The sequence below is a fragment of the uncultured Campylobacter sp. genome (assembly GCF_937997405.1).
Taxonomy (GTDB): Bacteria; Campylobacterota; Campylobacteria; order Campylobacterales; family Campylobacteraceae; genus Campylobacter_B.
Genome location: NZ_CALKTL010000026.1, coordinates 14,773 through 38,160, shown reverse-complemented (window position 1 = coordinate 38,160; position 23,388 = coordinate 14,773). Strand labels below are relative to the sequence as shown.

General features: G+C 46.9%; 23 protein-coding genes. 15 read left to right on the top strand and 8 right to left on the bottom strand.

The window, feature by feature from the left end:
* Positions 1–8 precede the first annotated feature (8 nt).
* The 4 genes from frr to Q0372_RS01300 all read left to right on the top strand — a co-directional run bounded on the left by frr (position 9) and on the right by Q0372_RS01300 (position 2,270).
* The gene (gene frr / locus Q0372_RS01315; protein WP_297945615.1) at positions 9–566 is read left to right on the top strand and encodes a ribosome recycling factor; all 558 of its coding nucleotides are present in this window, start codon (positions 9–11) and stop codon (positions 564–566) included.
* A 3-nt stretch (positions 567–569) separates the two neighbouring features.
* Positions 570–1,181 carry an orotate phosphoribosyltransferase gene (pyrE, locus tag Q0372_RS01310; RefSeq protein ID WP_298101593.1) on the top strand — a complete coding sequence of 204 codons (612 nt, stop codon included), beginning with the start codon at positions 570–572 and terminating at the stop codon, positions 1,179–1,181.
* A gap of 103 nt (positions 1,182–1,284) precedes the next feature.
* The gene (locus tag Q0372_RS01305; protein ID WP_298101591.1) at positions 1,285–1,710 is read left to right on the top strand and encodes an RDD family protein; all 426 of its coding nucleotides are present in this window, start codon (positions 1,285–1,287) and stop codon (positions 1,708–1,710) included.
* Positions 1,707–2,270 (top strand): ribonuclease HII, encoded by a 564-nt coding sequence (locus Q0372_RS01300; RefSeq protein WP_298101589.1) that lies wholly within the window; start codon positions 1,707–1,709, stop codon positions 2,268–2,270. The genes Q0372_RS01305 and Q0372_RS01300 overlap by 4 nt, the downstream gene beginning before the upstream one ends.
* Before the next feature lie 531 nt (positions 2,271–2,801).
* Here Q0372_RS01300 and Q0372_RS01295 read toward each other — a convergent pair.
* Complete coding sequence (locus Q0372_RS01295; protein WP_298101587.1) at positions 2,802–3,554, bottom strand: hypothetical protein; 753 nt, start codon at positions 3,552–3,554, stop codon at positions 2,802–2,804.
* 322 nt (positions 3,555–3,876) lie between these two features.
* On the opposite strand from Q0372_RS01295, the gene Q0372_RS01290 reads away from it, so the two are divergent.
* The 4 genes from Q0372_RS01290 (at position 3,877) to Q0372_RS01275 (ending at position 7,278) form a co-directional block, all read left to right on the top strand.
* Positions 3,877–4,596, top strand: a complete 720-nt coding sequence (locus Q0372_RS01290; RefSeq protein WP_297960997.1) for a TerC family protein — start codon at positions 3,877–3,879, stop codon at positions 4,594–4,596.
* A gap of 172 nt (positions 4,597–4,768) precedes the next feature.
* The gene (locus Q0372_RS01285) at positions 4,769–5,965 is read left to right on the top strand and encodes a hypothetical protein (protein WP_298101583.1); all 1,197 of its coding nucleotides are present in this window, start codon (positions 4,769–4,771) and stop codon (positions 5,963–5,965) included.
* Complete coding sequence (locus tag Q0372_RS01280) at positions 5,950–6,081, top strand: hypothetical protein (protein ID WP_298101581.1); 132 nt, start codon at positions 5,950–5,952, stop codon at positions 6,079–6,081. The genes Q0372_RS01285 and Q0372_RS01280 overlap by 16 nt, the downstream gene beginning before the upstream one ends.
* Positions 6,082–6,276: 195 nt before the next feature.
* Complete coding sequence (locus Q0372_RS01275) at positions 6,277–7,278, top strand: hypothetical protein (RefSeq protein ID WP_298101579.1); 1,002 nt, start codon at positions 6,277–6,279, stop codon at positions 7,276–7,278.
* 340 nt (positions 7,279–7,618) lie between these two features.
* On the opposite strand, the gene Q0372_RS01270 is transcribed toward Q0372_RS01275, so the two are convergent.
* From Q0372_RS01270 to Q0372_RS01260, 3 genes are all read right to left on the bottom strand, one after another.
* Complete coding sequence (locus Q0372_RS01270) at positions 7,619–8,647, bottom strand: DUF3137 domain-containing protein (RefSeq protein WP_298101578.1); 1,029 nt, start codon at positions 8,645–8,647, stop codon at positions 7,619–7,621.
* Positions 8,648–9,027: 380 nt separating this feature from the next.
* Positions 9,028–9,588 carry a Fe-S-containing hydro-lyase gene (locus tag Q0372_RS01265; RefSeq protein ID WP_298101576.1) on the bottom strand — a complete coding sequence of 187 codons (561 nt, stop codon included), beginning with the start codon at positions 9,586–9,588 and terminating at the stop codon, positions 9,028–9,030.
* Positions 9,589–9,598: 10 nt separating this feature from the next.
* The gene (locus Q0372_RS01260; RefSeq protein WP_297902263.1) at positions 9,599–10,444 is read right to left on the bottom strand and encodes a fumarate hydratase; all 846 of its coding nucleotides are present in this window, start codon (positions 10,442–10,444) and stop codon (positions 9,599–9,601) included.
* Between the two features lie 199 nt (positions 10,445–10,643).
* Here Q0372_RS01260 and Q0372_RS01255 point away from each other — a divergent pair, with 199 nt between their 5' ends.
* The 3 genes from Q0372_RS01255 (at position 10,644) to Q0372_RS01245 (ending at position 13,307) form a co-directional block, all read left to right on the top strand.
* Positions 10,644–11,201, top strand: coding sequence for a NapC/NirT family cytochrome c (locus Q0372_RS01255; protein WP_291940163.1), 558 nt, complete (start codon positions 10,644–10,646; stop codon positions 11,199–11,201).
* A 10-nt stretch (positions 11,202–11,211) separates the two neighbouring features.
* The gene (locus Q0372_RS01250; RefSeq protein ID WP_298101575.1) at positions 11,212–12,612 is read left to right on the top strand and encodes a multiheme c-type cytochrome; all 1,401 of its coding nucleotides are present in this window, start codon (positions 11,212–11,214) and stop codon (positions 12,610–12,612) included.
* 278 nt (positions 12,613–12,890) lie between these two features.
* Entirely contained in the window at positions 12,891–13,307 is a 417-nt protein-coding gene (locus Q0372_RS01245; RefSeq protein ID WP_005870906.1) for a hypothetical protein, read from the top strand.
* Positions 13,308–14,559: 1,252 nt separating this feature from the next.
* On the opposite strand, the gene Q0372_RS01240 is transcribed toward Q0372_RS01245, so the two are convergent.
* Positions 14,560–14,778: a hypothetical protein gene (locus Q0372_RS01240; RefSeq protein ID WP_298101574.1), complete on the bottom strand. Its 219-nt coding sequence runs from the start codon at positions 14,776–14,778 to the stop codon at positions 14,560–14,562.
* 310 nt (positions 14,779–15,088) lie between these two features.
* Between Q0372_RS01240 and Q0372_RS01235 the strand changes: the two genes are divergently transcribed.
* From Q0372_RS01235 to Q0372_RS01225, 3 genes are all read left to right on the top strand, one after another.
* Complete coding sequence (locus tag Q0372_RS01235; RefSeq protein WP_298101573.1) at positions 15,089–15,694, top strand: DUF6803 family protein; 606 nt, start codon at positions 15,089–15,091, stop codon at positions 15,692–15,694.
* Positions 15,695–16,084: 390 nt separating this feature from the next.
* Positions 16,085–16,774 (top strand): response regulator transcription factor, encoded by a 690-nt coding sequence (locus tag Q0372_RS01230; protein ID WP_298101571.1) that lies wholly within the window; start codon positions 16,085–16,087, stop codon positions 16,772–16,774.
* A complete protein-coding gene (locus Q0372_RS01225; RefSeq protein WP_298101569.1) occupies positions 16,764–18,182 on the top strand; it encodes a DUF3365 domain-containing protein in 1,419 nt (472 codons plus the stop codon). Before Q0372_RS01230 ends, Q0372_RS01225 begins: the two co-directional genes overlap by 11 nt.
* A gap of 25 nt (positions 18,183–18,207) precedes the next feature.
* Here the strand turns inward: Q0372_RS01225 and Q0372_RS01220 are convergent, their stop codons facing one another.
* From Q0372_RS01220 to Q0372_RS01210, 3 genes are read right to left on the bottom strand one after another with little or no spacing between them, the layout of a single operon-like run.
* Positions 18,208–18,930 (bottom strand): ABC transporter ATP-binding protein, encoded by a 723-nt coding sequence (locus tag Q0372_RS01220; RefSeq protein WP_298101567.1) that lies wholly within the window; start codon positions 18,928–18,930, stop codon positions 18,208–18,210.
* Complete coding sequence (locus Q0372_RS01215) at positions 18,927–19,937, bottom strand: iron ABC transporter permease (RefSeq protein ID WP_297945284.1); 1,011 nt, start codon at positions 19,935–19,937, stop codon at positions 18,927–18,929. The genes Q0372_RS01220 and Q0372_RS01215 overlap by 4 nt, the downstream gene beginning before the upstream one ends.
* A complete protein-coding gene (locus Q0372_RS01210) occupies positions 19,937–21,019 on the bottom strand; it encodes an ABC transporter substrate-binding protein (RefSeq protein ID WP_298101565.1) in 1,083 nt (360 codons plus the stop codon). The genes Q0372_RS01215 and Q0372_RS01210 overlap by 1 nt, the downstream gene beginning before the upstream one ends.
* A 281-nt stretch (positions 21,020–21,300) precedes the next feature.
* Between Q0372_RS01210 and Q0372_RS01205 the strand changes: the two genes are divergently transcribed.
* The gene (locus tag Q0372_RS01205; protein WP_291940175.1) at positions 21,301–23,376 is read left to right on the top strand and encodes a cytochrome C; all 2,076 of its coding nucleotides are present in this window, start codon (positions 21,301–21,303) and stop codon (positions 23,374–23,376) included.
* Positions 23,377–23,388 lie beyond the last annotated feature (12 nt).

The window sequence follows — 23,388 nt, the reverse complement described above, 5'->3', positions numbered from 1 at the left end:
GGATTTGAATGCTAGAAGCTATCTATAAAGAGCAAAGAGCAAACGGCGATCGAGCTATCGAGGCTTTGAAAAAGGACTTTACGACGCTACGCACCGGCAAAGTGAGCGTGGCGATCCTGGATCATATTTTCGTGGATTATTACGGCTCGCAAACTCCGCTAAATCAGGTCGCGACCGTCCTTTCGACCGATGCGGTCACGATCTCGATCACGCCGTGGGAAAAGCCGATGCTAAAGGCGATCGAAAGCGCGATCGCAGCGGCAAATATCGGCGTTAATCCGACTAACGACGGCGAGAGCGTGAAGCTCTTTTTCCCGCCGATGACGCTCGATCAGCGCCAAGAAAACGCCAAAAAGGCTAAAGCGATGGGCGAGAAGGCCAAAATCGGCATTCGCAACGTCCGCAAAGACGCCAACGACGAGATCAAAAAGCTCGAAAAAGACAAAGCGATCTCTGAAGACGACGCTAAAAAGGGCTACGACGAGGTGCAAAAGATCACCGACTCCTACTCAAGCAAGATCGACGACGCAGTCAAGGCCAAAGAAGCCGAGCTTTTGAAGGTCTGAGCTGTGAATATAGAAAAAATCTATCGCGACTGCGGCGCGTATCTGCAGGGGCATTTTCTGCTTTCAAGCGGCAACCACTCGCAGTTTTACCTCCAAAGCGCAAAAGTACTAGAAAATCCGCAGCTCGCAGGACGGCTCGCAGACGAACTTGCCGCGATCATCGAAAAAGCGGGCGTGGAGTTTGATAGCGTCTGCTCGCCCGCGCTGGGCGGAATTTTAGCGGGCTACGAGCTAGCTCGCGTGGCAAAAAAACGCTTCATCTTTACTGAGCGCGTAGATCGCGTAATGAGCCTGCGCCGCGGCTTTGAAGTGCATAAGGGCGAGAGATTTATCATCTGTGAGGACATCATCACGACGGGCGGCTCGGCTCTTGAGAGCGCCAGGCTCATCGAAAACCTCGGCGGCGAGGTCGTGGGCTTTGCCGCGCTTGCCAATCGCGGATTTTGCAAGGTTGCAAATTTAGCGGGCAGCAGTGCAAAGGCTGGCGCCAAGCTGCCCGCGGATAAGCCGTTTTTTGCGCTAGGCAATTTCGAGTTTGAAATTTACGAGCCCGCGACTTGCCCGCTTTGTGCCGCCGGAAGCAAGGCAATCAAGCCCGGTAGTCGCGGAAACTAGGCGCCGATTTGCTGCTAACAAACCGCAACGAGATTAAATCTTATCCTCTAGGCTCTAAATTTAGCGCGCCGGAATTTTAAAATTTAATCCAAAATGGATCAAAATGGCAAAACAAAAAGCTAAAATTTCACCGATTTTTCTGCGCATAAAGGCCTTCATCGTCGATCTTTTCATCATCGCGATGCCCCTGTTCTACGGCGTTACCTATCTCGTCTTGGGCTCGAAAGAGGCTCTGTGGCGCAACCAAGCTGCAATCGCGCTTATATGGCTCGCATACGGCGCTATTTGCGCGGCATTTTACGCCCGCAGCGCCCAGACGCCAGGCTACAAGCTGGCGGGGCTTTACCTCATCGATGTTCGCAGCGGGCGCAAAGTAAGCTTCTTTAGGGCGCTGGCTCGCTTTGCGTGCTTCGTTTTTGCAGGCTTTAGCGTCATCGGGCTTTTGATCTGCTTTTTTCGCAAAGATAGGCTGAATTTACACGACCTGCTAAGCGGGGCCGCGCCAGTCGTGCGAAAGGACGCGCAGTGAGCGGGCAAATTTGCGGCATCGACGAGGCGGGGCGCGGCTGCCTTGCAGGACCGCTTTGCGTCGCGGGATGTGTGCTGCAACGCGAGATCGCAGGCCTTGCCGATAGCAAAAAGCTAAGCGAAAAGCGGCGCGAGGAGCTCTACGCCGTAATCACCAAAAACTCGCGCTACAAAATCGTCGAAATTTCAAGCGCACAGGTCGATGAGATCGGACTCAGCGCATGTCTAAGATCGGCGCTTGAGCAGATTCTCGCGTATTTTGGGGATTTTAGCGGACAGATCATCTACGACGGCAACGCAACCTTCGGCGTACGCGGGCTTCAAACGCTCGTAAAGGCCGACGCGCAAATCGCCGAAGTAAGCGCGGCGAGCATCCTCGCCAAAGTCACGCGCGACCGCACGATGTATGAGCTCGCGCAGCGCTACCCGCAATACGGCTTCGTGCAAAACAAAGGCTACGGCTCGCGCACGCACATCGCGGCGATCGAACGCTACGGGCTCACGCCGTTTCACCGCACAAGCTACAAGATCAAATCGCTGCAACCCTCGCTGTTTGATTAACGCGGCAATAAGCCTGCTTTATTGGCGAGGAAAACCGCCGATTTCGGTTGATACTCCGTCGGCAGACCACGCCGAAACTCATATTTGAATGCAAAGCACGCCGATTTTAGCCGATACGACAATCGCTAGTTTTGGCAGGCGAATACGCTTTTTGCCTAGCTAGCAAGAAATTTAATAGCCCACAGCCTGCGCTCTCGGCTATAGTCTACTCTTGCGCTGCTTGCAGGAATTTTAACCCGTACTTTCGTATCTTGTAAGGGCCCGTATAAGGTCGAATTTATCTAAAACCTCAAGCTCGGCTCGCTAGCTTATCCGCGCCGCGCGGTATGTTGAATAAAATTTAAAATTTCGCGCAGCGAAAATTCAGCCCCCGCGCCGCAATGAAGCTAAAATTTAAATTTAGCCTTGGCGACGAGAAGGCATCGCGCTTTAAATTTAAAATCCACGTAAAATTTTGAATGAAATTTTGCTATAAGAATGGCGGCTAAATTTTAAAATTTCATAAAATTTAGCTGCGAGTAAAAAGTGTTTTTATCTTTCGTAGAAGCCCGTAAGAATCTTTTTTGAGCTTATTCTATTATTAGAATCTTCTTTGCCGTCTTGGGTAAATTTAAATTTATCGGACAGACTTACGCTCTTGTCGGCATTTACCACAAAATTTAGTTCAATCGTGGAGGATGATAGCTTTGCCGCTTTTCCTAGCTGCGCTTTTTCTTGTTCGGGTGTTAGCTGAGATAAATAAACGGCTTCTTTCAAAAACATCATAATCTCACCCATAGAATTTGTTTCGTTAATTCTAGAATCGCCGGGCTTTAATATTTCATCTTTTAGCTTATCGTCACAATCAACTAGCATTTTTTGATCGTCATAAGCTATTTTCCCTTTAGTCTTGATCGTTTCTTGAAATTTCGCATCGTTTATTTTGCAATGCTCGTTCGCTATCTTAAGCAGATCTTGCTTATCATAAGTCTTTCCTCCATAAAAGATCATAGCGCTATCTAAAATACGGCTCAACATATCTTGCTCGCGCTTTTTATTTGATTCTATAATATTTGCCAGTACTTTCTCCATATCCAAGTCGCAAACCATTTTGACTGTCTTTAATCCGCCGTTTTCCTCTCTGCTCCACGTGATATTTTTACACATTTTCGAGCCCTCGATTGCCGTGCCGATACTCATAGATTTAAAATCGGGCAAAGTGTAGTTTTTCACGAGCTCTACTTCGTCTGCGCCGCATCCTGTTAAAATCAACGTCGCAAGCGCGACACCTAGTGCATATTTCATCTTCGCTCCTTTGAGATAAATTCTGAAAATAATGCTACCCCCCCTGCTTAAAAACGGGTAAATTTATAGCCTAAATTTTAAAATTTCGCCGCAAAAATTTCGCTCTCTTAATCCACGAAATTCCGTGCGCCGCAATTTTGCCGCGCATGCGGTGCTTTGCACCTTTTAGCGAAATAGTCTTGCGGTAAAATTCCAAGATAGCCCGTCCGCATCGCATCGCAGAAATTCCCCGCGCAGTTTCGCGCACGAAGGCGGTAAAATTTAGAAATTTTAACCAAACTTTCGCTATCATCACGGCTTAAATTTCACCCAAAGGAAACCGATGTTTGAATGGATCGCCTCACCCGAGGCATGGATCAGCCTGGCGACGCTCACGGGGCTTGAGATCGTGCTTGGCATCGACAATATCATCTTTATCGCGATTTTATGCGGCCGCCTGCCCGAGGCACAGCGCGGACGCGCCCGTATAATGGGGCTCGCACTTGCGATGTTCACGCGCATTTTGCTACTGCTTAGCCTAAGCTGGATCATGGGGCTTACCAAGCCGCTATTTAGCGTGCTTGCGCGCGATTTTAGCGGACGCGATCTCGTGCTGATCGGCGGTGGATTGTTTCTGCTCGTCAAATCCACGCTCGAGATCCACTCCAGCGCCACGGGCGAGGCACACGAGCGCAGCGCTAGCAGCGGCAAGGCAAGCTTCGGCGGCACGCTCGTGCAGATCGCCGTTTTGGACATCATCTTTTCGCTCGACAGCGTCATCACCGCCGTGGGCATGGCGCAGCACCTGCCCGTGATGATCCTCGCAGTCATCATCGCCGTGGGCGTGATGATGCTCGCTAGCGGCGCGATCGCGCGCTTCGTGGACACAAACCCGACGATCAAAATTTTAGCACTTGCGTTTTTGATCCTAGTGGGCGTCTCGCTGATCGCAGACGGCCTGGGCTTTCACATACCTAAGGGCTACATCTACTTCTCGATGGCGTTTTCACTGCTTGTTGAGCTCATCAATATCCAGGTCCGCAAAAAATCCGCCGCGAAATAGGAGGAACGGAATTTTGCGAGATCTCAAAGGCGCGCATGGGCTTTGCTAAATTTTTTCGCCGCGACGTATCAAGCTTGCTCGCGGCACGGCCAGGGATTTAAAGCTAGAGCTCGCGGCTGCAGACACGGCGAAATTTAGCTTTACGCTGGAGCGCTTGCGCTTTGCGGGGAATTTGGACTTAAAGCGCGACGGACTTTATCTTCTGATACGCGAGGGCGACGAGCTGGCGGTGATATACGAGGCTTCAAGCTCAAATTCCAGCCGCGAAGCTTTGAGAGGCTTAAATTCCAGCCGCAGCGCTTTAAGCGGCGCCGATTTAAGCGGTGAAAATTCCGCAGAGCGCCCTAACTGCGAAGTTTCAAGTAACGGAAATTCCACCGCCGCAAATTTAAACCGCGACGCATATAGCGATACCGCGACAAGTGCGCGCCAAAATTCTACAGCATCTGATTTATCGGACAAAGATCGTAGCGGTATAAATTCCGCCGCTTTGAGCCTGATCCACGAAGGCTTTAACGAGCAGGCGAACGCTAATACGGAACTTTATACTTCGAGTTTGAATTGCAAAGATTTAAGCGGTCCCCTCTCTTTAAATTCTACTCTCGAGAGCCGTGACGGTGCTTCGGTAAACCCCGCCGCTTCCGCCCTTCCGCTAGATTTCGTTAATCTAAGCCTAGGCGCGCAGCGCTGGAAGGACGCCGGCAGCACGGCACTCGCCGCGATATTTGCAGCCTTCGGCGTAGCGCTGACCGTGATGAGCATCTACTGCATAATCTTTATTTTTGAAAAGAGCGACCCTGCGGTGGCGATAGCCCTACCCGTCCTCGCGCCTTTTGCGTATTGCAGCTTTAAGTTTATGCGAAAAGACTGGCGCGCCGCAAAGTTCGGACGCATATTCGCAGCGCTTCCGCACTCCAAAGAGCCCAAGCGAAGCGGCGAAGCGGGGGGCTATGCTAGCGGCGTGCGCGTGCTGCAAAGCGGCGACGTTTATTATTTTGGCTTCGCGCTGGACGGAGTGTATTTATCGGGAGGTAGCAAGCTGCAGATCGTTTCCAGCGCGCTACGCGCGGATCAAAATTTAGCGGAGCTCGCAGGCGACGAAAATTCTGCGGAATTTAAGAATTTAAACGCAGAAAATTCCACAAATTCTGCGAGCATCAAGAATTTTGCGAAATCAGCGAATTCCACAAGCTCTGCAAATTCTACTAACGCAGCAAATTCTATAAATTCCGTCCGCTCCGCCGAAGCCACGGCACCCGCCAAGGCGAAGGACGCCTCGCAGAGCTTCGAGCTGCAAAACAGCGATATTCTCCGCGCAGTGGATTTCGGCGCGCAGTGGATTTCGGCGCGAGCGTGGCGCTACAAATAGGTCTGCGTCTAGGTGGCGCGCTCGTGCTGACGTGGCTCGGCGATCATATCGGCGGCTCCTTCGGCAACGCCCTAAGCTTCATCGGATTTTTGCTGCTGCTTAGCCTTATGCTTTGAAAGGCGAATTTCAAACGGTAGCCTCGCAAAATTCTATAACTTCACGAAATTTCAAATTCCGCAGTTTCGCAGAATTCCGCATCGAGCGTATTTGGATTTTAAATTTAGAGGCGTAAATTCTAAATCCAAATCTCGCGCGCGGGGATAAATTTGCGCTATAATCCAGCGAAAATTTAAAATTTAAAGGAAGCCGTTTTGAAAATTTTAATTTCGTTTTTATGCTTATTAAACTTCGTATTCGCTGAGGTGACGCCCGCTTTGGCGGGAGGTGCAAACAGCGCTCAAAAGGATCAAAACCTAGAAATTTTAACGGCAAATTTAGACGCGGCGCTGAAAGAAATCGACGAAGCCAGGCATCGCCCCGATGGGACGCCCTGCGAGAGCATCGTTAGGCTAAGGGCTGCGTTTATGGAGTTTTTGCAAAGCGCGGGCGAGAGCGCTCCGCAAATTTTAAAATCCTTGAGGTTCGCCCCGAATATGGCGATCTCGCAGGACGGCAAGTTTCGGGCATATTCGGTAGATATCAGCACCGGCGGCACGATGGGCGCGAGCTACGTAGCGTATCAATACGCAAGCGGCGGGCAAAATTTCATTATGGATTTTGCAGACAAAGGTGCGCAGCAGATGCAAGAATGCGTTCTTGGCGGCAGGCGGGATTGCGCCTGCGGCGATTGGGCAGTCGGTACCGCATGGGGCGGCGATCGAGTGATAAAAGTTTTTAAAGTTAAAGAAAATCTATATCTTATTTACGGAGCATCAAAGGGCTCTACTAAGCTCACAAACGACGAATTTTGGGCGCTAGAAGCAAGCGAAGCGGGTATAAACCTAGCGAATATATTCCACTACGTCCGTTCATGCGGCGGAGATTGCGACTGCTCTAAAAGGAGCTCTTTGGTGCCGCCGCCGCACGACTCCGCTCGATTCGGCATAGAATATGATTTTTTCTCATATTTAGACGGCAGTGACGAGATAAAGAATAAATACGCTAAAAGGACGTTTTTGACCTTTGAAAACGGCACGTTGGGCGCTCTTAAGGTAAAATATAGCGATAAATACCTGGACGGCGAGCTTGTCGATGAATATCAATACTTTAAATTTGACGGCGAAAAATTTACGATAGAGAGTAAAATAATTCATTGCGAGCCCGGTAAAATTATAGAGGAGTTAGTCGCGCCCTCTAGCGCGCAGGGGCTTTGATGGGTACCGTGATGCTTGGCGGGTGCGCTAAATTTTAAGGCGCGACAAAATTTCAAATTTTAGGTGCGTAAGATTTCGGCCGCGGAATTTTAAAATTCTAAATTTTAAAGCGTAGAATTTCAAGATGCGGATTTTAATTTCAGAATTTTAAATTTTGCAGTGCAGAATTCCTCGGCGTGGATTAAAATTTTAAATTTCAAAACGCGCAGAATTTCAAGGTGCGTGAAATTCCAAAGCACGAAGTCAAAAAGCGGAATTTTAAAATTTCAAATTTTACGGCGTGCGAGACCGCGGCACGGAGCGTGAGACCGTAGCATGCCAAACTGCGGCGAGCCGCCCGCTAGCTCCAAATTCTTTCGTTTAGTTTTAGGTTTTTTACGATCGCCAAAAAGTGCGAAAGCTCGCGCTTGAGCTGCGCGGCAGGATCGTGGCGCAGTACGCTTTCGTCGATGTCGGGCTCGAAATTATCGCGCCCCGTATTTACGAAAATGTAAATTTTGCTATCTGCGAAGCTAAGGCTAACGGGCGCGGCTACGGCACCTGCGAAGCGCAAGAGCCTCCGCATAAAGGCGGGCGTTAAAATATACATCGCGCCCGCCGCGTCCTCGCAATACACGGCGAAGGCGGCGTTAAACTCCGCATCGTCCATATCGATCTTTTTTAGCCCGAGGGTGTTCGGCGCGCCGGCGCAAGCGGGAAAGATCAGGGTTTTGGCGCTTATGCGTTTGTGAAATTCCGCGTAGAAAAAGGTGCCGAGGATTTCACTTTCCAAAATTCTATTAAACAATTTCACATCGCAAAATGCAAACCTCACGCCGTCATAAACGCCCGAGACCCTGTCGTTGCCGCCTAGGTATCTGTCTAGTCGAAAAAAGAGCCCGGAGAGCTTGAGTTTGGCAGGATCGATATCACCTGAAATTTCATATCGATAACCGAACGCCTTAAAATAAGGCATTAGATAGTGCTCTTTAAAAGCGCACTGAAATTTTACCGAATAATCTTGTTTAAAGCCTCTAAACAATACGAATAAGCTATAAGCAGCCAAGATTAAAATTATAATCGCGAGTAAGATATATTTGGAAATCGTGGGGCGATTTTGTAAATCATTTAGAAATAGGCTCATAGCAAAAAGGCAGGCAGCGTAGATTATCTTAGCTTTTATGGAGCTTTCATCGCACAAAAGGGCTACTATAAGAACAACCGCGAATAATCCGATAAGAGACAACAAATCTGCCATCTCTCCTCCGTCGCGTAGCTTGTATAACAAAAACACGTCGTAGCCGAGCATGCACGCCGCCGCGAAGATCGTATTTCTTTTCGCCTTATACAAAAGCTCCAGTCTGATCTGCTCCAGCTCGCTTGCGTTCAATCGCCCTCCTAAAATTTAAATCCGATTATGGCGCTAGCGAGCCTTAAATTTGCTTAGGAACGGCGCCGGAATTTTAAAATTTAGACTTGGATAAATTTGCGATTAAATTTTAGCGGCTGATTGTTTAAATGGAGCGAAGGCGGAATTTCTGTAGAAATTTAAGCGGCGCGAAATTTTAAAAATTCCGCGCCGCAAGAGAGATAAAATTTTACGGGCGCGATTTAAATTTCGCTATAAAATTTCACTGCGTGACAGCGTAAAATTTCGCAAAATAGACGCCGTAGTTTATGCCGCAAAATTTACGAGCGCCTGAGCGAATGTCGCGAAATTTACGAACGTCCGCGCCGCAAAAAGCACCGCGCGGACGCCGCTAGCAAAATTTAGATTTTTCTATAAGGCGCCTGACCTACTTCGTAGAAGTTATTGCCCTCGCTGTCGATCGCTACGATAGCGGGGAAATCCTCGACGGTAAGTCGCGCGACCGCCTCGGGGCCGAGCTCGGGGTAGGCTAGCACTTCATATTTTTTGATGCTTTGGCTGATTAGCGCGCCCGCTCCGCCGATAGCGACCATATAGACGCAGCCAGATTTTTTCATCGCTTCGACGACGGCGTCGCTGCGGTAGCCCTTGCCGATCATGCCGTTGATGCCTACTTCGTTTATCATCGTAGGAGTGTATTTATCCATGCGTCCGCTAGTCGTAGGCCCTGCAGCACCGATTGCCTGACCGGGTTTAGCAGGAGTCGGCCCCAGATAATATATAGTCTCGCCGACTAAGCTTACGGGTAGCTTCTCGCCGCGAGCGAGGGTTTCGGTTAGCGCCTTGTGCGCGGCATCGCGAGCTGCGATGATGGTGCCGCTGATTAGGACGTTATCGCCCGCCTTTAGGCTTTTTACTACGCTTTTATCGAAAGGTGCGGTAATTCTTTTAACTTCTGACATAATTTCCTCCTTATAGTTCGGCGTCGGCATGGCGAGCCGCGTGGCAGTTGATATTAACGGCGACCGGAAGCCCCGCTATGTGGGTCGGATACCACTCTACATTTACCTTAACGGCGGTATTTATGCCGCCCAAGCCCTGCGGACCGACGCCCGTAGCGCGCGCCATCTCCAGTAGCTCATCCTCTAGCTTGGCGTAGCGCTCGTCGGGATTTCTGCTGTCGATCGAGCGAACCGCGGCTTGTTTGGCTAAAAGCGCCGCCTTATCCATCGTGCCGCCGATACCGACGCCTACGACCATAGGAGGGCAAGCGTTAGGGCCTGCGTATTTGACCGCCTCTAAAAATACCTTTTTTACCCCCTCGATGCCGTCTGCAGGAACGAGCATTTTTAGTACCGATTTGTTTTCGCTGCCAAAGCCCTTAGGAGCTACTTTGATCTTAAGCTTATCTCCGGGGACGATGCGGGTATTGATGACAGCGGGGGTATTGTTCGTGGTGTTTTTGCGCTCAAAAAGTGGCTCTGCGACCACGGATTTGCGCAGGTAGCCGCCTACGTAGCCGTCTGCAACGCCTGCATTGATAGCGTCCTCCAGATATCCGCCCTCGATATGCACATCCTGACCGAGTTCGACAAAAACCACCGTCATACCGGTATCTTGGCAGATCGGCGCGACCTCTTTTGCCGCCAAATCGGCATTTTGTAAGAGCTTGCCTAAGATATCTTTGCCGATAGGCGAAGTCTCGTTCTCGCGCGCTTTCTCAAATGCCGCGCGCATATCTGGCGTGACGTGATAACAGGCTTTTTTGCAAAGCTCGCTGACTACTTTGGTAATTTCATCCGCTTGGATCGTTTTCATGATCTCTCCTTGTATTGAAATTTTAATGGATTATATTCCGTTAAACTAAAAACTTAGTTTAAAATTTTATCTTCATTTAATAAATTTTAACAAAAGGCTAGAAAATAAGCGGCTTTTAATCTTTTTATAATAAAATACCACTTTTCGAATTATCAAATACTAAAAATTTTGCGAAGAAATTTTAAAATCAAGGAAACCTATGAAAAAGAAAACTCTTGTGCTGCTCGTGGGCGCTTGTGTGCTTATAGGAATGATACTTTCTCTTGGGATTGCGGAGATGGTTCACCTTACGGGCACCGATAAATTCTGCGTATCCTGTCATACGATGCAGCCGATGGCAAACGCATTTCACAACGATGTTCACGGCGGCAATAACCCGCAAGGCTTCAAGGCCGATTGCGTCGCCTGTCACGTTTCTCATGAAAATACCTTTATGTATCTTTGGACTAAAGCTCTAACCTCCGCAAATGATGTCTACAAAACGGTCTTTACCGATGCCGATAAGATCGACTGGCAAGAAAAACGCAAGGAGCGAAATCATTTCGTTTATGAAAGCGGCTGTCTAAGCTGCCATCGAAATTTAAAAGAGCAGAATAACCAAGTAAATAAAGCCTGGCTCGCGCATAGGGATTATTTCGCGGGCACTACCGGCAAAACCTGCGTGCAGTGCCACGAAAATGTCGGCCACAAAAATATGGGTATAGAGATTACCAAATATTGGGATAAATACAACCGAGAAAATAACAAAACCAAGTAAAGGAGAAGCAATGCTAAAAAAAGTCGCTATTTTAATAGCCTGTATCGCATCGTTTGCATTCGCAGAAATGCCCGCGCAGCATGCGAATATGTCCGCGTCGGACGCGAACGTAAGCAATTCTGTAAACGTTAGTCTTACGAAGAATTTAAAGGTAAATAGGCAACTTACGCCGCTAGCTAGACGCTGTGTTGAGTGCCATGCCGAAAAAACTCCGGGCGTCGTTGCGGATTGGAAGATGAGTCGCCACGCTCACGTAGGCGTTAGCTGTACCGACTGCCACTCGCAGCCAGCAGATAGTCCTATGGCAGCTAAAGAGCCGCATCCGAAAGACACAGATAATCATATTTCGGTGCTAGTTAGCCCAAAAACCTGTGCTAAATGTCATAGTAACGAGGTTAAAGAGTTTGAAAACAGCGGTCACGCAAGAGGTGCTATGCAGATGCAAGCCAACAAAGGAATGGTTGATCTAATGTATCACTACGAAGGACGTGATATCCCTGATCTTAAACACGCGCCTGATATTACCGGCTGCTCTCAATGCCACGGTAGCGTCATTAAAATGGATGAGCATAACAAGCCTACCAAAGAGACCTGGCCCGTTTACGGCATCGGTACGGTTTATCCGGACGGTAGCGTAGGCGGATGCAAATCATGCCACTCGGGTCATAAATTTTCGATTGCCGAAGCTCGTAAGCCCGCTGCTTGCGCATCTTGCCACTTAGGACCTGATCATCCGGATATCGAAATTTACAATAACTCAATGCACGGACACGTATTTAACGCTGAAGGCAATGAATGGAAATTCGACAGTGCTCCTGGTACTTGGGCGGTTCCTGATTACCGCGCTCCTACATGCGCGACCTGCCATATGAGCGGCGGTGTGGGCGATTTAAACTCCACTCACAACGTATCTCAACGCTTGAAGTGGAATTTGTGGCAGCCTAAGAGCAATCTACGTACCGGCGGTAATGAGACTGCGGTAAGCGAGTTTTTAAATACTGGCAAACTAAACGTTGGCAATCCTTTGGCGGGCAACCTAAACGGTCCTGAGGCAGCGCGTGCCGAGATGAAGCAAGTATGCAAAGAGTGCCACGCAAGCACCCACACGAATAATTTCTTTGAGGTAGGCGATAAGCAGGTACTTCTATATAACGTTTACAACGACGAAGCGACTAAGATGCTAAAAGAGCTTAAGGAAAAGAAACTTCTAAAAGATGATCCTTGGGCGGATGCGTTCCAGCGTATTTATTACACTTCGTGGCATCACGAGGGTCGCAGAATGCGCCAAGGCGCGCTAATGGGCGGACCTGATTATTCGCATTGGCACGGCGTATTCGAGGTCAAAAACGACATTAGAGAGATGCGCGAAATCTATGAGCGCCGCATCAAAACCGGCAAGATCGAGGAATAATCCTTCTTAGTCTGCTAAATTTTGCCAGACTAAACAGATCGAGCTTGTAAGCCCCTGCACTTCGCGGGGGCTTTTTTATTTGGATAAAATTTTAGAATTTTATTTCGTAATCCGCAAAGCCCATCGAAAATCGCCCCTAAAAGCCACTACAAAATCACTGTCTAATTATTTAAGATCATTGAGAATTTATGACGGAAGTAGCTGATAAATTAGAGTAAATTTATCTCTTTGCAATCCAAAATTAGCTACAATCGCGCATATCATTTAAAAGGAATTTTATGGACAAGCAAACGGCATTAGACTTTTTGAGACTTCATCAGCCGATGCCTGCGCAGCTTTCGGATCAGCTCGCGGCAGAGTTTCGCGCGGTGCGGGAGTTTTTGCGTGATAATCCCTGTGACGAGGCGCTTGAGCCGCTTTTGCGCTCGCTAAACGAGGGCGACGGCGCAGGTGAATATCCGCTCGTGGACGAGGTGCTAGGTGCAGCGGACGATGCTGCTGCGGTAGCTGCGATTAGAGCGGTCTTGGAAGATCCGAGCACGGGCAGCGGAGCGCGATTTTGGGCGACGCTTTTTAGCGTGAGCTTCGTTCGTAAGGAGCTCATCGCAAGCCTGGAGACATCGCTTAAATACGCAAACGATGATTTGATTGAGCTTACGAAGGAACAGATCGAAATGTTTAAACAGCTGACGTAAAACTAGCTGCGTAACTTATAGTTGCGCCTTGCTCACTAGATTGTGCCGTTACAAAGCAAATCTAAATTTATAAAAATCGGCTTAATCGAAGGCTGCTTTTAAATTTTTAAAATTTTGTGGTCGCTTAAAATTTCTAGAGGCGCGGCGATTATGCAAGAGGCGCGCTTTCTTTTCTATGTGCTGTGGCAGGCGCCCTGTGCGCGGAATTTCTATCGGCAAAGATATAGCGTCGCCGTTAAGCGGCAAGCGGCACGGGCACCGCGAGATATGTATCTAGGAGGGTAGAAATTTCACGGCGTCGTTTGAAGTAAAATTTTAAATCTACAGGCTTGTGATAGAATTTAAGTCGTAATAATGAAGCAGAATTTAATATGCGGCAAGCATGACGCCGAAATTTTAAGCTTGCGTCGCGCAGTGACTGGATTTCGCTCAGTGCGATCCGTACGAAATTTTAAGCCGTAAAGATAAAGCGGAATTTCTCATACGCGATTTTTTTGAGACGAAATTTTAAGCAATGAGTTTGAAGCGGAATTTTAAGGTGCGAGTTAGAGACTATAAACTCGCACCGCCGATAGAGGATACCGCGTCTTTTTTGCTCTGAGAACTCCTACCGCACGGCAAAGAATTCTACGCCATTTCGCACTACAGCTACGGACCTCGACCACGCAGTGAGCAAGGCTGCGCTATGCGACTAAGGATGTTGTACTATTTCGCAAGCGATCTTGTAGCGAGATTAGATTATGAGTCTCGGCGTGCGGCATAGGAATTTGGGCGGGTGTGATCCGTGCAAGGTTGCGTGGCACAGATTTTGCGCCTCCATCTGCACCGCCAAAAAATTCTACCGAGCGGAGTTGTGATCTAGAAATTTTGCAGCGGCATGAAATCTCCTAGCGCGGATTTTGAGCTTGCGCAAAATTTTGCACCGGCTAGCATTTGAGAGAGCTGAAATTTTAAATTGCATGTCGCTTTAAAATTTTAAACTTATAAAATTTGAGCCGCGCTTACTTTTAAATCCTAATTACGCGCCGTGCTTGGTGATGAAATTTTAAAATTTTATCACGCCAAGAGCAGCTCGATCAATCGGCGGACGCAGTTAAAAATTAAGTATAGATAAAATGCATCGGCGCGCGTGAAGCGGAGCTAAATTTAATTTGCGGGCGAAATTTTAAAGCGCGGCCTAGACTGCTTACGGGCACTCGATCTTGGCTTTAAAATAGTTAAATTTAGCGCTGGTGCTCGCAAGACGCTTCGGCTACCTGGCTTTTACGCTGCCGAAGCAAAGTCCGTTTTCGTTGCACTGCATATTTTCGATTTGCGGATCCTCGCTTTCGCCGCAAATTTGGATCATCTGATGCGACGCCTCGTCCATTTTAGGCTCGCTGCAATGCGAAACGCCTGGCTTTGGATGCTCAGGATTGGAGCAAGCGCATATAAATAGCGCTGCGCAGGCGAATAAAAGAGCATTTTTCATTTTAAATCCTTTTAAAAAATTTCGTAATTTTATCTTTACAAAACTGAAATTTTACGGAATTTAAAGCGTTTTGGCTAAATTTAATGTAGCTGCATCTGCAAATATAAATTTTCTAAATTTCACGTTAGATACGAAGAGGCGGCGTGTAAAGCGAGATAAATTTAATATTTGTGAGCGAGTTTTAAGACGCAGCTCAAATCATTTTGCAGAAAGATAAGATTAAAGGCGCACTTAATCTTATCTATCGTTTTAAAATTTTTTACCGAAAGCCGCTAGAATTGCGCCTTTTAAACCAAAATAAGGAGAAAACATGGCAATGACGAATTACATGGAAATTCTGATGGCAAATCAGCCGTGGAATTTGATTTTATTTATGGCGGTGCCGATGGGCTTAGCAGAAGCGATAGTAGCGAGCGAATTTTTTAGCTTGTACCGCGCGAAGGAGGGCTCTTTGGCACTAAAAATCAATAGATGCCTTAGCATCATTCTCGGCGCTTATTTTACGATATTAATTATTTACGTAGCGGTTAAAATTTTGCCCGTCATTCATTTACGTGGCGCTGCGGACACCTTAGCTTTGGCGGCATACGTAGCGGCGGCGCTGCCTGCGCTGGTGCTGCTACTTTTGGAGCTCGGAGTTATCGCAAAAGGAGCGGAATTTAGAGCTAGGCTTAAATTTCATTTCTTGGCGCTGATTGTATTTTTGGTGCTAGGACACATCGCGATGATTTTTGGAATGACCGATCCAGGTATGAGCGGCATGGAACATTCTATGATGGATCATGGCTCGATGAGTGGGATGAGCCACGATATGGGTTCGATGGAGGGGATGGATCATTCGCATATGAATCATGGCTCGATGGAGAACATGGATCATGGCGGCATGGATCACTCAAAGATGGAGCATTCACATTAACTTTAGCATGCCCGGCTTGGGCTAAATTTTAAATTCTATTCCGCCGAGCTATGGAGCTGATAGATTTTATGTTTTAATTGCCTTTGTCTGCGAAATGCATATGCAAGCCCCTCTAAATAAAATTTTACCGCCTTTCATCTGTCGCCTGCGAGGCGGTAAAATTTAATATCAAGCTTATCGCCCCACCTTTTTACGTTCTTGCGATCTTTTAAGCCGACTTATGCAGGCGCAAAGCTCACACATAGGTGGTTTGAGGTTTAAATTTGCGTGCAAACCGCTTTGGTATATTTTTTAACGTTAGTTTAATGCTAAATTTATATAATCTAAGTCTAGTTATATTTTAAGAGACGATTAAGAATGAAATGTGCTAAGCTTGGAGGCGGATAGAGTATGCAAGATTACGAATTATTGGATGTTTTGTCCAATAAAAGGGTTCTTTGCCTAGAGGATGAGCCCGGGATTTTAAAAAATATAACCGAATCGCTACAGCTGTTTTTCGGCGAAGTGGTGGGGGTTAAGGACGGGCTGGAGGCGCTTGATGAGGCGATGAGCGGCTCATACGACGCGCTGGTTTTTGATATCGGCGTGCCGCATATGGACGGGCTAGAGGTCGTTAAAAAGATCCGTGCTGCTGGTATCTCGGTGCCGATCGTGATACTTTCGAGCCACACCGAGCAGGAGTATCTGTGGCGGGCGGTGGAGCTTAAGATCACTAGGTATCTGCCTAAGCCGTACGACAAAAGCTCGTTTATAAGGGCGCTACAAGACGTCGCTGCGGAGCTGATAAACCATGCGCCGATATTTAGCATAAGCGGCGAGTTGAAGTATGATTTTGCCAAAAAGATCATCTACGTAAAAGACAGCGCCTGTCATCTTTCCAAAAGCGAGAGCAAGCTTTTGGAGTACTTCTTAGCGCGCAAAAACCAAACCGTAACCTACGAGCAGCTATTTAGCTATATGTGGGAGTTCGAGCAGCCCAGCAAGGAGGCGATCAAGGCGATCGTCAAAGAGCTACGCCGCAAGATTGGCAGGGACGTGATCAAAAATTTATATGCGGTGGGGTATCTCTTTGAAGTATAAATTTAAATTTATCGTAGCGCTTTTCGTGCTGCTATATATTGTAATTACGGCTTTGGTTTTTAACTTCTACCGCGAGCTTGCGCTAAAAGATACGAGGCGCGAAGCGTTTTATATCCTAGATACGATGAATGCGGTGCGCGATTATGTCTCGACCGTGCAGCGCCCGCTAATAAACGAGCTTAAAGAAAAAAAGCTTCTAAGCGAGGACTTTTTCGATCCGAGGCTGATGTCCTCGACCTACATAACGCGCGAAATTTATAAAATTCAGCTCGCCAAAAATCACATCAACTACGACTACAAGCTCGTCGCTACCGATCCGCTCAATCCCGAGCACGAGGGAAGCGAGTTTGAGAATGAAATTTTAGAGGGCTTTAAAGAAAACAAATATAAAGAATACTCCAGGATCGTCTATGATAAAGGTGGCGCCTCGTATCTTTTGAGTCTGCCGATAACAAACTCTCAGCCTTCGTGCACCGAGTGCCACAGCATCAACGCAGCGCCTAAAAAGATGCAAGAGCTCTACGGCGATGTGGGAAATTTCAAAGGCGGCCTGGGCGATACGATCGCGATGATAAGCTTTAAAATTCCGATAAAAAGCATTCTGCTCTATCACACCAAAGAGTTTGTCGTTAGCGGACTAAGCTTGCTTGTGGTATTTTTGATCTGTATATTTTGTATCTATAAAATTCACAAAAAAAACGAGACGCTGAAGATGCAAACGCAGCTTTTACTGATAAATCAAAGCCGCCTAGCGCTAATGGGCGAGATGATCGGCAATATCTCGCATCAGTGGCGCCAGCCGCTATCGCAGATCAGCTCCACGCTCATAAATTTAGAGCTTTACAACGATCGCGGCAAGCTCTCAAAAGAGAGGCTCGAAGGCGGCATAAAAGACGCGGGCGAGCAGGTGAAATTTATGAGCGATACGATCGAGGATTTTAAAAATTTCTTCAATCCGAACATGCCAAAGAAAGAATTTAGCGCCAGCGAAGCGATCGAGCAGGCGCGTAAAATTTTAAACGCCTCGCTTAAAAAACACGTCATCGATATAAGCGTGCGGATAGAGGAAAATTTCACCCTTTACGGCAACGTAAACGAGCTAATCCAGGTGATCATAAATATCATAAATAACGCAAAGGAGGCGTTTTTGGACGTGCCGCTTAAACGGCGCGAGATTAAAATTCACTCATTTTTAAAGCAGGGCGAGCGAGTAATCACGATCGAAAATAACGCAAGCCGCATCGACGAAGCGCAGTTAGATAAAATTTTTGAGCCGCACTTTACGACAAAACAGCAGGGCAGCGGGCTAGGGCTATATATGAGCAAGATGATAATCGAAAAAAATGGAGGGAGCATAAGCGCTGCAAATTCTGACGAAGGCGCGATATTTACGATCTCTTTTCGTTAAATTTGATCAAATCCGCGCAGAAGCGCTAAAAATTTGCGATAAATTTTTTGCCGCTTCTGTTTTGAAGCAGTTCAAATTCCACGCCGAAAACCTCGCTCAGTAGAGCCGTATTCAGATCTTTCGGCGCGCCTAGAAACGCTATATCGCCGTCATGCAGCACCATTATTTTATCGCCGTAATGTAGAGCGTGATTGATGTCGTGGATATTTATGACGGTCGAAATTTTATAAAATTTCGTGTAGTCTCTTATTAAATTTAATATATCTTTTTGATGAAGCAGGTCTAAATTTGCGGTAGGCTCGTCCAAAAGCATGATTTTAGGCTTTTTTGCAAAAACCATAGCTATGAGCACCAGCCTCTGCTGGCCCCCGGAGAGCTCGCTAAAGCTTCTTTTTGCGAGATGCTCGATGCCCACGTGCTTTAGCACATGCTCTACCCTCTGCAGATCGCTGCGGCTTACTTTAAAATTTAGCTTCGAAATGCGACCCAAAAGCACCAGCTCAAATACGCTAAGTCCGCCCTCTTGCATAATATTTTGCGTCAGATAGCCGATCTCCTTGACGCTCGCACCGCACAGATCAATTTTAGCATCCGTCTTTAAGATGCCCGCTAAGCATTTCATCGTCGTGCTTTTGCCCGCGCCGTTTACGCCTAGGATCGTTAAAATTTCTCCTTCGTTTACGGCAAAGCTTATATTTTTTAAAATTTCTTTATTTTTGTATGAAAAGCTTAAGCCTTCAACCCTCATCCGCGCCCCTTATTTAGCACGATCGCTAGGAAAAACAGCGCCCCGATGAAGGAGGTGATTATGCCGATAGGAAAGATTACGCCGCTTATTAAATTTTTACTCAAAATCGATGAAAATGAAAGAAGCAGGGCTCCTATCAGGGCCGAAAACGGAAGGAAAAATCTCTGCTCCGCGCCTATTAAAATTCTAGATATGTGCGCTCCCAGTAGTCCAACAAAGCCGATCGTGCCCACGAAACAGACGCAAGTAGCGGTTAGGACCGAGGCTAAGATCAGCATTTTTATTTTAAAAGAGTGCACGCAAACGCCCATGCTCTGAGCTATTTCGTTGCCTAGTAAGACCGCGTTAAAGCTCCAAGCATTGTAAAGCGATATGAAAAATGCCGCCGCAAATACCGCGAACATGATCGATAAGCTCGCGTAATTCGCCTTTGAAAGCGAGCCGAAGGTCCAAAAAACAATACTTGAAACCTCTGCTTCATCCGCGACGTATATCACGAAGGCCTGCAGGCTCTGATAGATAAAAACCAAAATGATCCCTATTAAAATGATGCCCGAAGAGCCTAGATTTATGCGATTTGATAAGCGGTATATGAAAACGATGCTTAAAATAGCGAAGAAAAATGCAAAAAATCCTATGCTTAAAAAATTCCCCGCAAAAAATACTATGCCGACGGCGGCTCCAAAGCCCGCCGCAGAGCCCACTCCTAGGGTGTAGGGGCTAGCGAGCGGATTTGCTAGTAGGGTCTGCATGACGGCGCCGCTAAGTCCTAGGCTCGCTCCCGCTAAAACAGCCGCTATAGCCGCAGGCAGCCTCATATCAAAGACTATAACGCTTAGGTTTTTATCTGCGCTGCGCGAAAAGAAGGATTGTAAAATTTCAAAAAAACCGTAGTTTGCGGGCCCGTTTGCTATATCAAGTACGAATAAAACTAATAAAAGCCCCGTGCCGCAGCATATTAATAAAATTTTTCTAAAGACGAGGCTTTTATAAAATTCTGCGGACATTAAAAATCGATCATCCACGTTCCGCTAAATTCGACCGGATAAAATTTATCGAAAAATTCCTTCAGCTCCGCGGCAGGATCTATATCTGCAAAGAGCTCGGGATGTATTTTTTTCGCGAAAAACAAGATCCCCGCAAAATCGAAAATATGCCTGCTTAGATCGTGATAGATCGCGTAAATTTTATGATTTTTGACGGCGTTTATGTTTTGCCAGCCGCTTCTTTGGGCGTAATCATTAAAATTTGCCGCAGCCTCCTGCTTGCTCACGCCGTAGCCTAGCGGGATGTTCTTGCCGCCGTTTGGAAAATAATTCCCCGCAAATATGATAATATCTGGATTTTTATTGACTATAAATTCCGGATTGAGCGGCGAGGAGGCGCCTTTTATCAGCCCTTTTGCGATGTTTTCTCCGCCGGCGGCGCTGACGAAGGCTCCCCACATCTTATCGTCATACGATACGCCAAAGACGCTAGCGCCCGCCTTTTCGCTAAATTCTACGTAAACTTTGGGCTTGGTCGTATTTTTGGCTTTGGCGAGCCTTTGTTCTACGAGCTCGAATTTTGATTTATAAAATTTATTTACTTCGGCTATTCTGTCTTGCTTACCGAAAATTTCGCCTAAAATTTCCATGCTTTTCATGTGGTTTTGTAAATTTTCATCATGAAAATCTACGAACACCGCAGCAATGCCCGAGCTATCTAAATTTTTCAAATTTTGCTTAACTTTTTCGTAGTCGTTTTTTGCAAACAAAACCACATCGGGCTTTAGCGAGACGATGCGCTCGAACGACAGAGTGTTTTTGCCGACGTATCCGACATCGGGGATCTGATCTATGCTCGGAAATTTTTTCAAAAAAGCCTGCCATGTCGCTTCTCTGCGACCCTTCCAGTACCCTTTGGACCATCCGGCGATTTTAGAAACGCCCTCTTCGCCCGTGGTTACGAAGTACTCTTCAAAATAAAACGTCAAAACGACCTTTTCTACCCTGTCCTTTACCTCGACCTTCCTGTCTAGAACGTCGGTGAGCGTAGCGGCATTTGAAAAAACAAGCAGCAGCGATATAAATAAAATTTTCCTAACCATAATGAAGCCTCCTTAAAACGGTTAAATTTCACTGCTATTATACCATAAATAATATTTTTTATAAAATAGTATTATAAAATATCTTTGCCCAGGGGTTAAATTTTACGGCGCGCGATTTTGAATAAATTTCAATAAAATAATAAAAAGTATCAATATTTACAATATCTTTTTGTTAAATTTATACTTTATTAAATTTTCTCCCTTTTTCACCCTTTTTTGTTGATATTATTCCAATCGTAGAACTTTGCTAATTTAAAAATTTGATTTTCAAAGGAGGAGCCATGAAAAAATGGAATAAGATGCTACTAGGCGCGCTAGCCTGTATTAGCATTTTTGCCGCAGGAGCCTGTGCTGATGAAGGCATGGGGCATGAGATGGAAATGTCGCAAAAATCGCGCGACGTCATCGCAAATCCTAAGGGCACGTTGCAAAGCAGAGGCGTCATATCCTTGCAGGACTACGTCGTAGAAGAGCGAGAGATGTATGACTGGCTATTTAAAAATCACCCGATTTTTACCAAATACGGCGGTAAGACGGTCGGTAAGATGGATGTACACGACCGAGGTTTGGAGTGGCTTGCGGAAGGGCATGGATTTGACTTTTCAAAGGCTAGCAAAAGAGACGACGGCAAGGGCTATAGCTCTATGATGTATAGAATCCCTGCGGGCTCTTCTTTGCAATTTCCGAATAAATTCATAGGTCCTGAAAAATGCGGCGAGTGCCACCCCGCGCAGTATGAGACATGGAGCAGATCGCGCCACGCCACTACTATCCGCTTCCCGGGCGAGCACCCGGAGGTTAATAACAACCTAACCGATCCTGTATTTAGCCCAGATACGGCGTCGATCCTTCCAAAAGGTATCACCCCTGACGTAATTTATGCGACCGTGGGGCATCTAAGGACAAAATTTGGCTACGTAGATGCGTGGCTTCTACGCGGAACCTATCACGTAGAGGGCGGCTTGCTAAGAGATGGTACCGGTCAAATCGTAGCCGGTGGCAACCAATTCCAAAGGACTTGGGCGTTAAATTTAGACGATGAGACGGTCAAAAAGATCAAAAAGATCGTTCCGGAATTCCCGGGCACGCTTGAGGAATACGGCGATAACGGCGGTTACGTAAGAGGTCTTGCGTCGTATGCTGCGAAATACAAAAAATCGATGTTTTTCCAAGCAAACAGCTCGTATTGCGAAGTCTGCCACCCATTCAAATTCGACTTTAAAACTAAAAAAGAATTCTATGCTGCTTTGGGTAACGCAAAAGAGCTTCAAAAGCACACTATCTCCAAGGGTATCACCTGCGAAGAGTGTCATGGAGCGGGCGGTCACCTTGACGGCGCTACAAATTTTAGAACCTCAAACTGCGAACGCTGCCACCAAAGATTTAACTATAGCCCTGATTTAGCTCGTGCTAATCCGCTAAACAACGGAAATCCCGATCTATCTCTTAGCTCTAAATTTAAATCTATGGGTCCAGGCTGTGGCTCTGAAGGCTCTCAGTCCTACTTTACCGCTCACTACGAGAAGGGTATGCGCTGCGTAACCTGCCACGATCCGCACGATAACACCGGACCGGTAGTTGGTGATAAAACCGTCAAGGGCGTAAATTACAACTCCGAGCAGGGCTATTTGAGCGCGTTTTATACAAAGCCTAAGATCACAAAAGAGTGTAAGGATTGCCACCAAGAGCAAGCCTATATCGCCGCAAGAGCCGATACGCATAAAGACAACACTTGCGCATCTTGCCACATGCCGTTTATGATGAGCTGCGAGAACTTCTATGCTATTCAGTTCCAAGACAACGCGGGATTCGATACTCAAAGAAGATCGCACATCTGGAAGATCGACATCGATCCTGCTAGAAAATCTCTAGTCGCAGGCGATGCCGCTAAGGGTCCGAGAGATGCGAAAGATTGGCACTTCCAAAGAAATAAAGATGGACGAAATTTCGTCGATCTTATGTGGTCGTGCGCACGAACGTCTTGGGCGGATAAAGATATGCAAGATACCAAAGGCTGCCACAGCCCTGTCGTTTCCGAGCTAAAAGAGACGCTTCACTTCAAGAATCAAAAGCAGGTTTACGATGAGGTTATGGGCTGGCAAACTCCGATTAAGAGCGATTTCTCGCAAGTTAAGATCGGTATTCAAGGAATTTACTCTATCCTCGAGACTAAAAAGCTTAACTCCAGCGACAAAACTCGCGTTTACGAGCTGATCGAAAAAGCTCAAGACACCGTCGATCTTATCGAAAAAGACGGCTCATGGGGAATGCATGGCTTTAAATATACTAAGCAAAGGCTAGAAGCCGCTAAAGAGTATATTAAAGAGGCTCAAAGAATTCTAAATAATAATTTATAATTCTTTCGGGGT

Excerpts from the sequence above, each read along its gene's own strand:
- Q0372_RS01295 (WP_298101587.1), bottom strand. The coding sequence starts at position 3,554 with ATGAAATATGCACTAGGTGTCGCGCTTGCGACGTTGATTTTAACAGGA.
- frr (WP_297945615.1), top strand. The coding sequence starts at position 9 with ATGCTAGAAGCTATCTATAAAGAGCAAAGAGCAAACGGCGATCGAGCT.
- Q0372_RS01205 (WP_291940175.1), top strand. The coding sequence starts at position 21,301 with ATGAAAAAATGGAATAAGATGCTACTAGGCGCGCTAGCCTGTATTAGC.
- Q0372_RS01210 (WP_298101565.1), bottom strand. The coding sequence starts at position 21,019 with ATGGTTAGGAAAATTTTATTTATATCGCTGCTGCTTGTTTTTTCAAAT.
- Q0372_RS01220 (WP_298101567.1), bottom strand. The coding sequence starts at position 18,930 with ATGAGGGTTGAAGGCTTAAGCTTTTCATACAAAAATAAAGAAATTTTA.
- Q0372_RS01250 (WP_298101575.1), top strand. The coding sequence starts at position 11,212 with ATGCTAAAAAAAGTCGCTATTTTAATAGCCTGTATCGCATCGTTTGCA.
- Q0372_RS01230 (WP_298101571.1), top strand. The coding sequence starts at position 16,085 with ATGCAAGATTACGAATTATTGGATGTTTTGTCCAATAAAAGGGTTCTT.
- Q0372_RS01235 (WP_298101573.1), top strand. The coding sequence starts at position 15,089 with ATGGCAATGACGAATTACATGGAAATTCTGATGGCAAATCAGCCGTGG.
- Q0372_RS01260 (WP_297902263.1), bottom strand. The coding sequence starts at position 10,444 with ATGAAAACGATCCAAGCGGATGAAATTACCAAAGTAGTCAGCGAGCTT.
- Q0372_RS01305 (WP_298101591.1), top strand. The coding sequence starts at position 1,285 with ATGGCAAAACAAAAAGCTAAAATTTCACCGATTTTTCTGCGCATAAAG.
- Q0372_RS01245 (WP_005870906.1), top strand. The coding sequence starts at position 12,891 with ATGGACAAGCAAACGGCATTAGACTTTTTGAGACTTCATCAGCCGATG.
- Q0372_RS01215 (WP_297945284.1), bottom strand. The coding sequence starts at position 19,937 with ATGTCCGCAGAATTTTATAAAAGCCTCGTCTTTAGAAAAATTTTATTA.
- Q0372_RS01240 (WP_298101574.1), bottom strand. The coding sequence starts at position 14,778 with ATGAAAAATGCTCTTTTATTCGCCTGCGCAGCGCTATTTATATGCGCT.
- Q0372_RS01255 (WP_291940163.1), top strand. The coding sequence starts at position 10,644 with ATGAAAAAGAAAACTCTTGTGCTGCTCGTGGGCGCTTGTGTGCTTATA.
- Q0372_RS01290 (WP_297960997.1), top strand. The coding sequence starts at position 3,877 with ATGTTTGAATGGATCGCCTCACCCGAGGCATGGATCAGCCTGGCGACG.
- Q0372_RS01265 (WP_298101576.1), bottom strand. The coding sequence starts at position 9,588 with ATGTCAGAAGTTAAAAGAATTACCGCACCTTTCGATAAAAGCGTAGTA.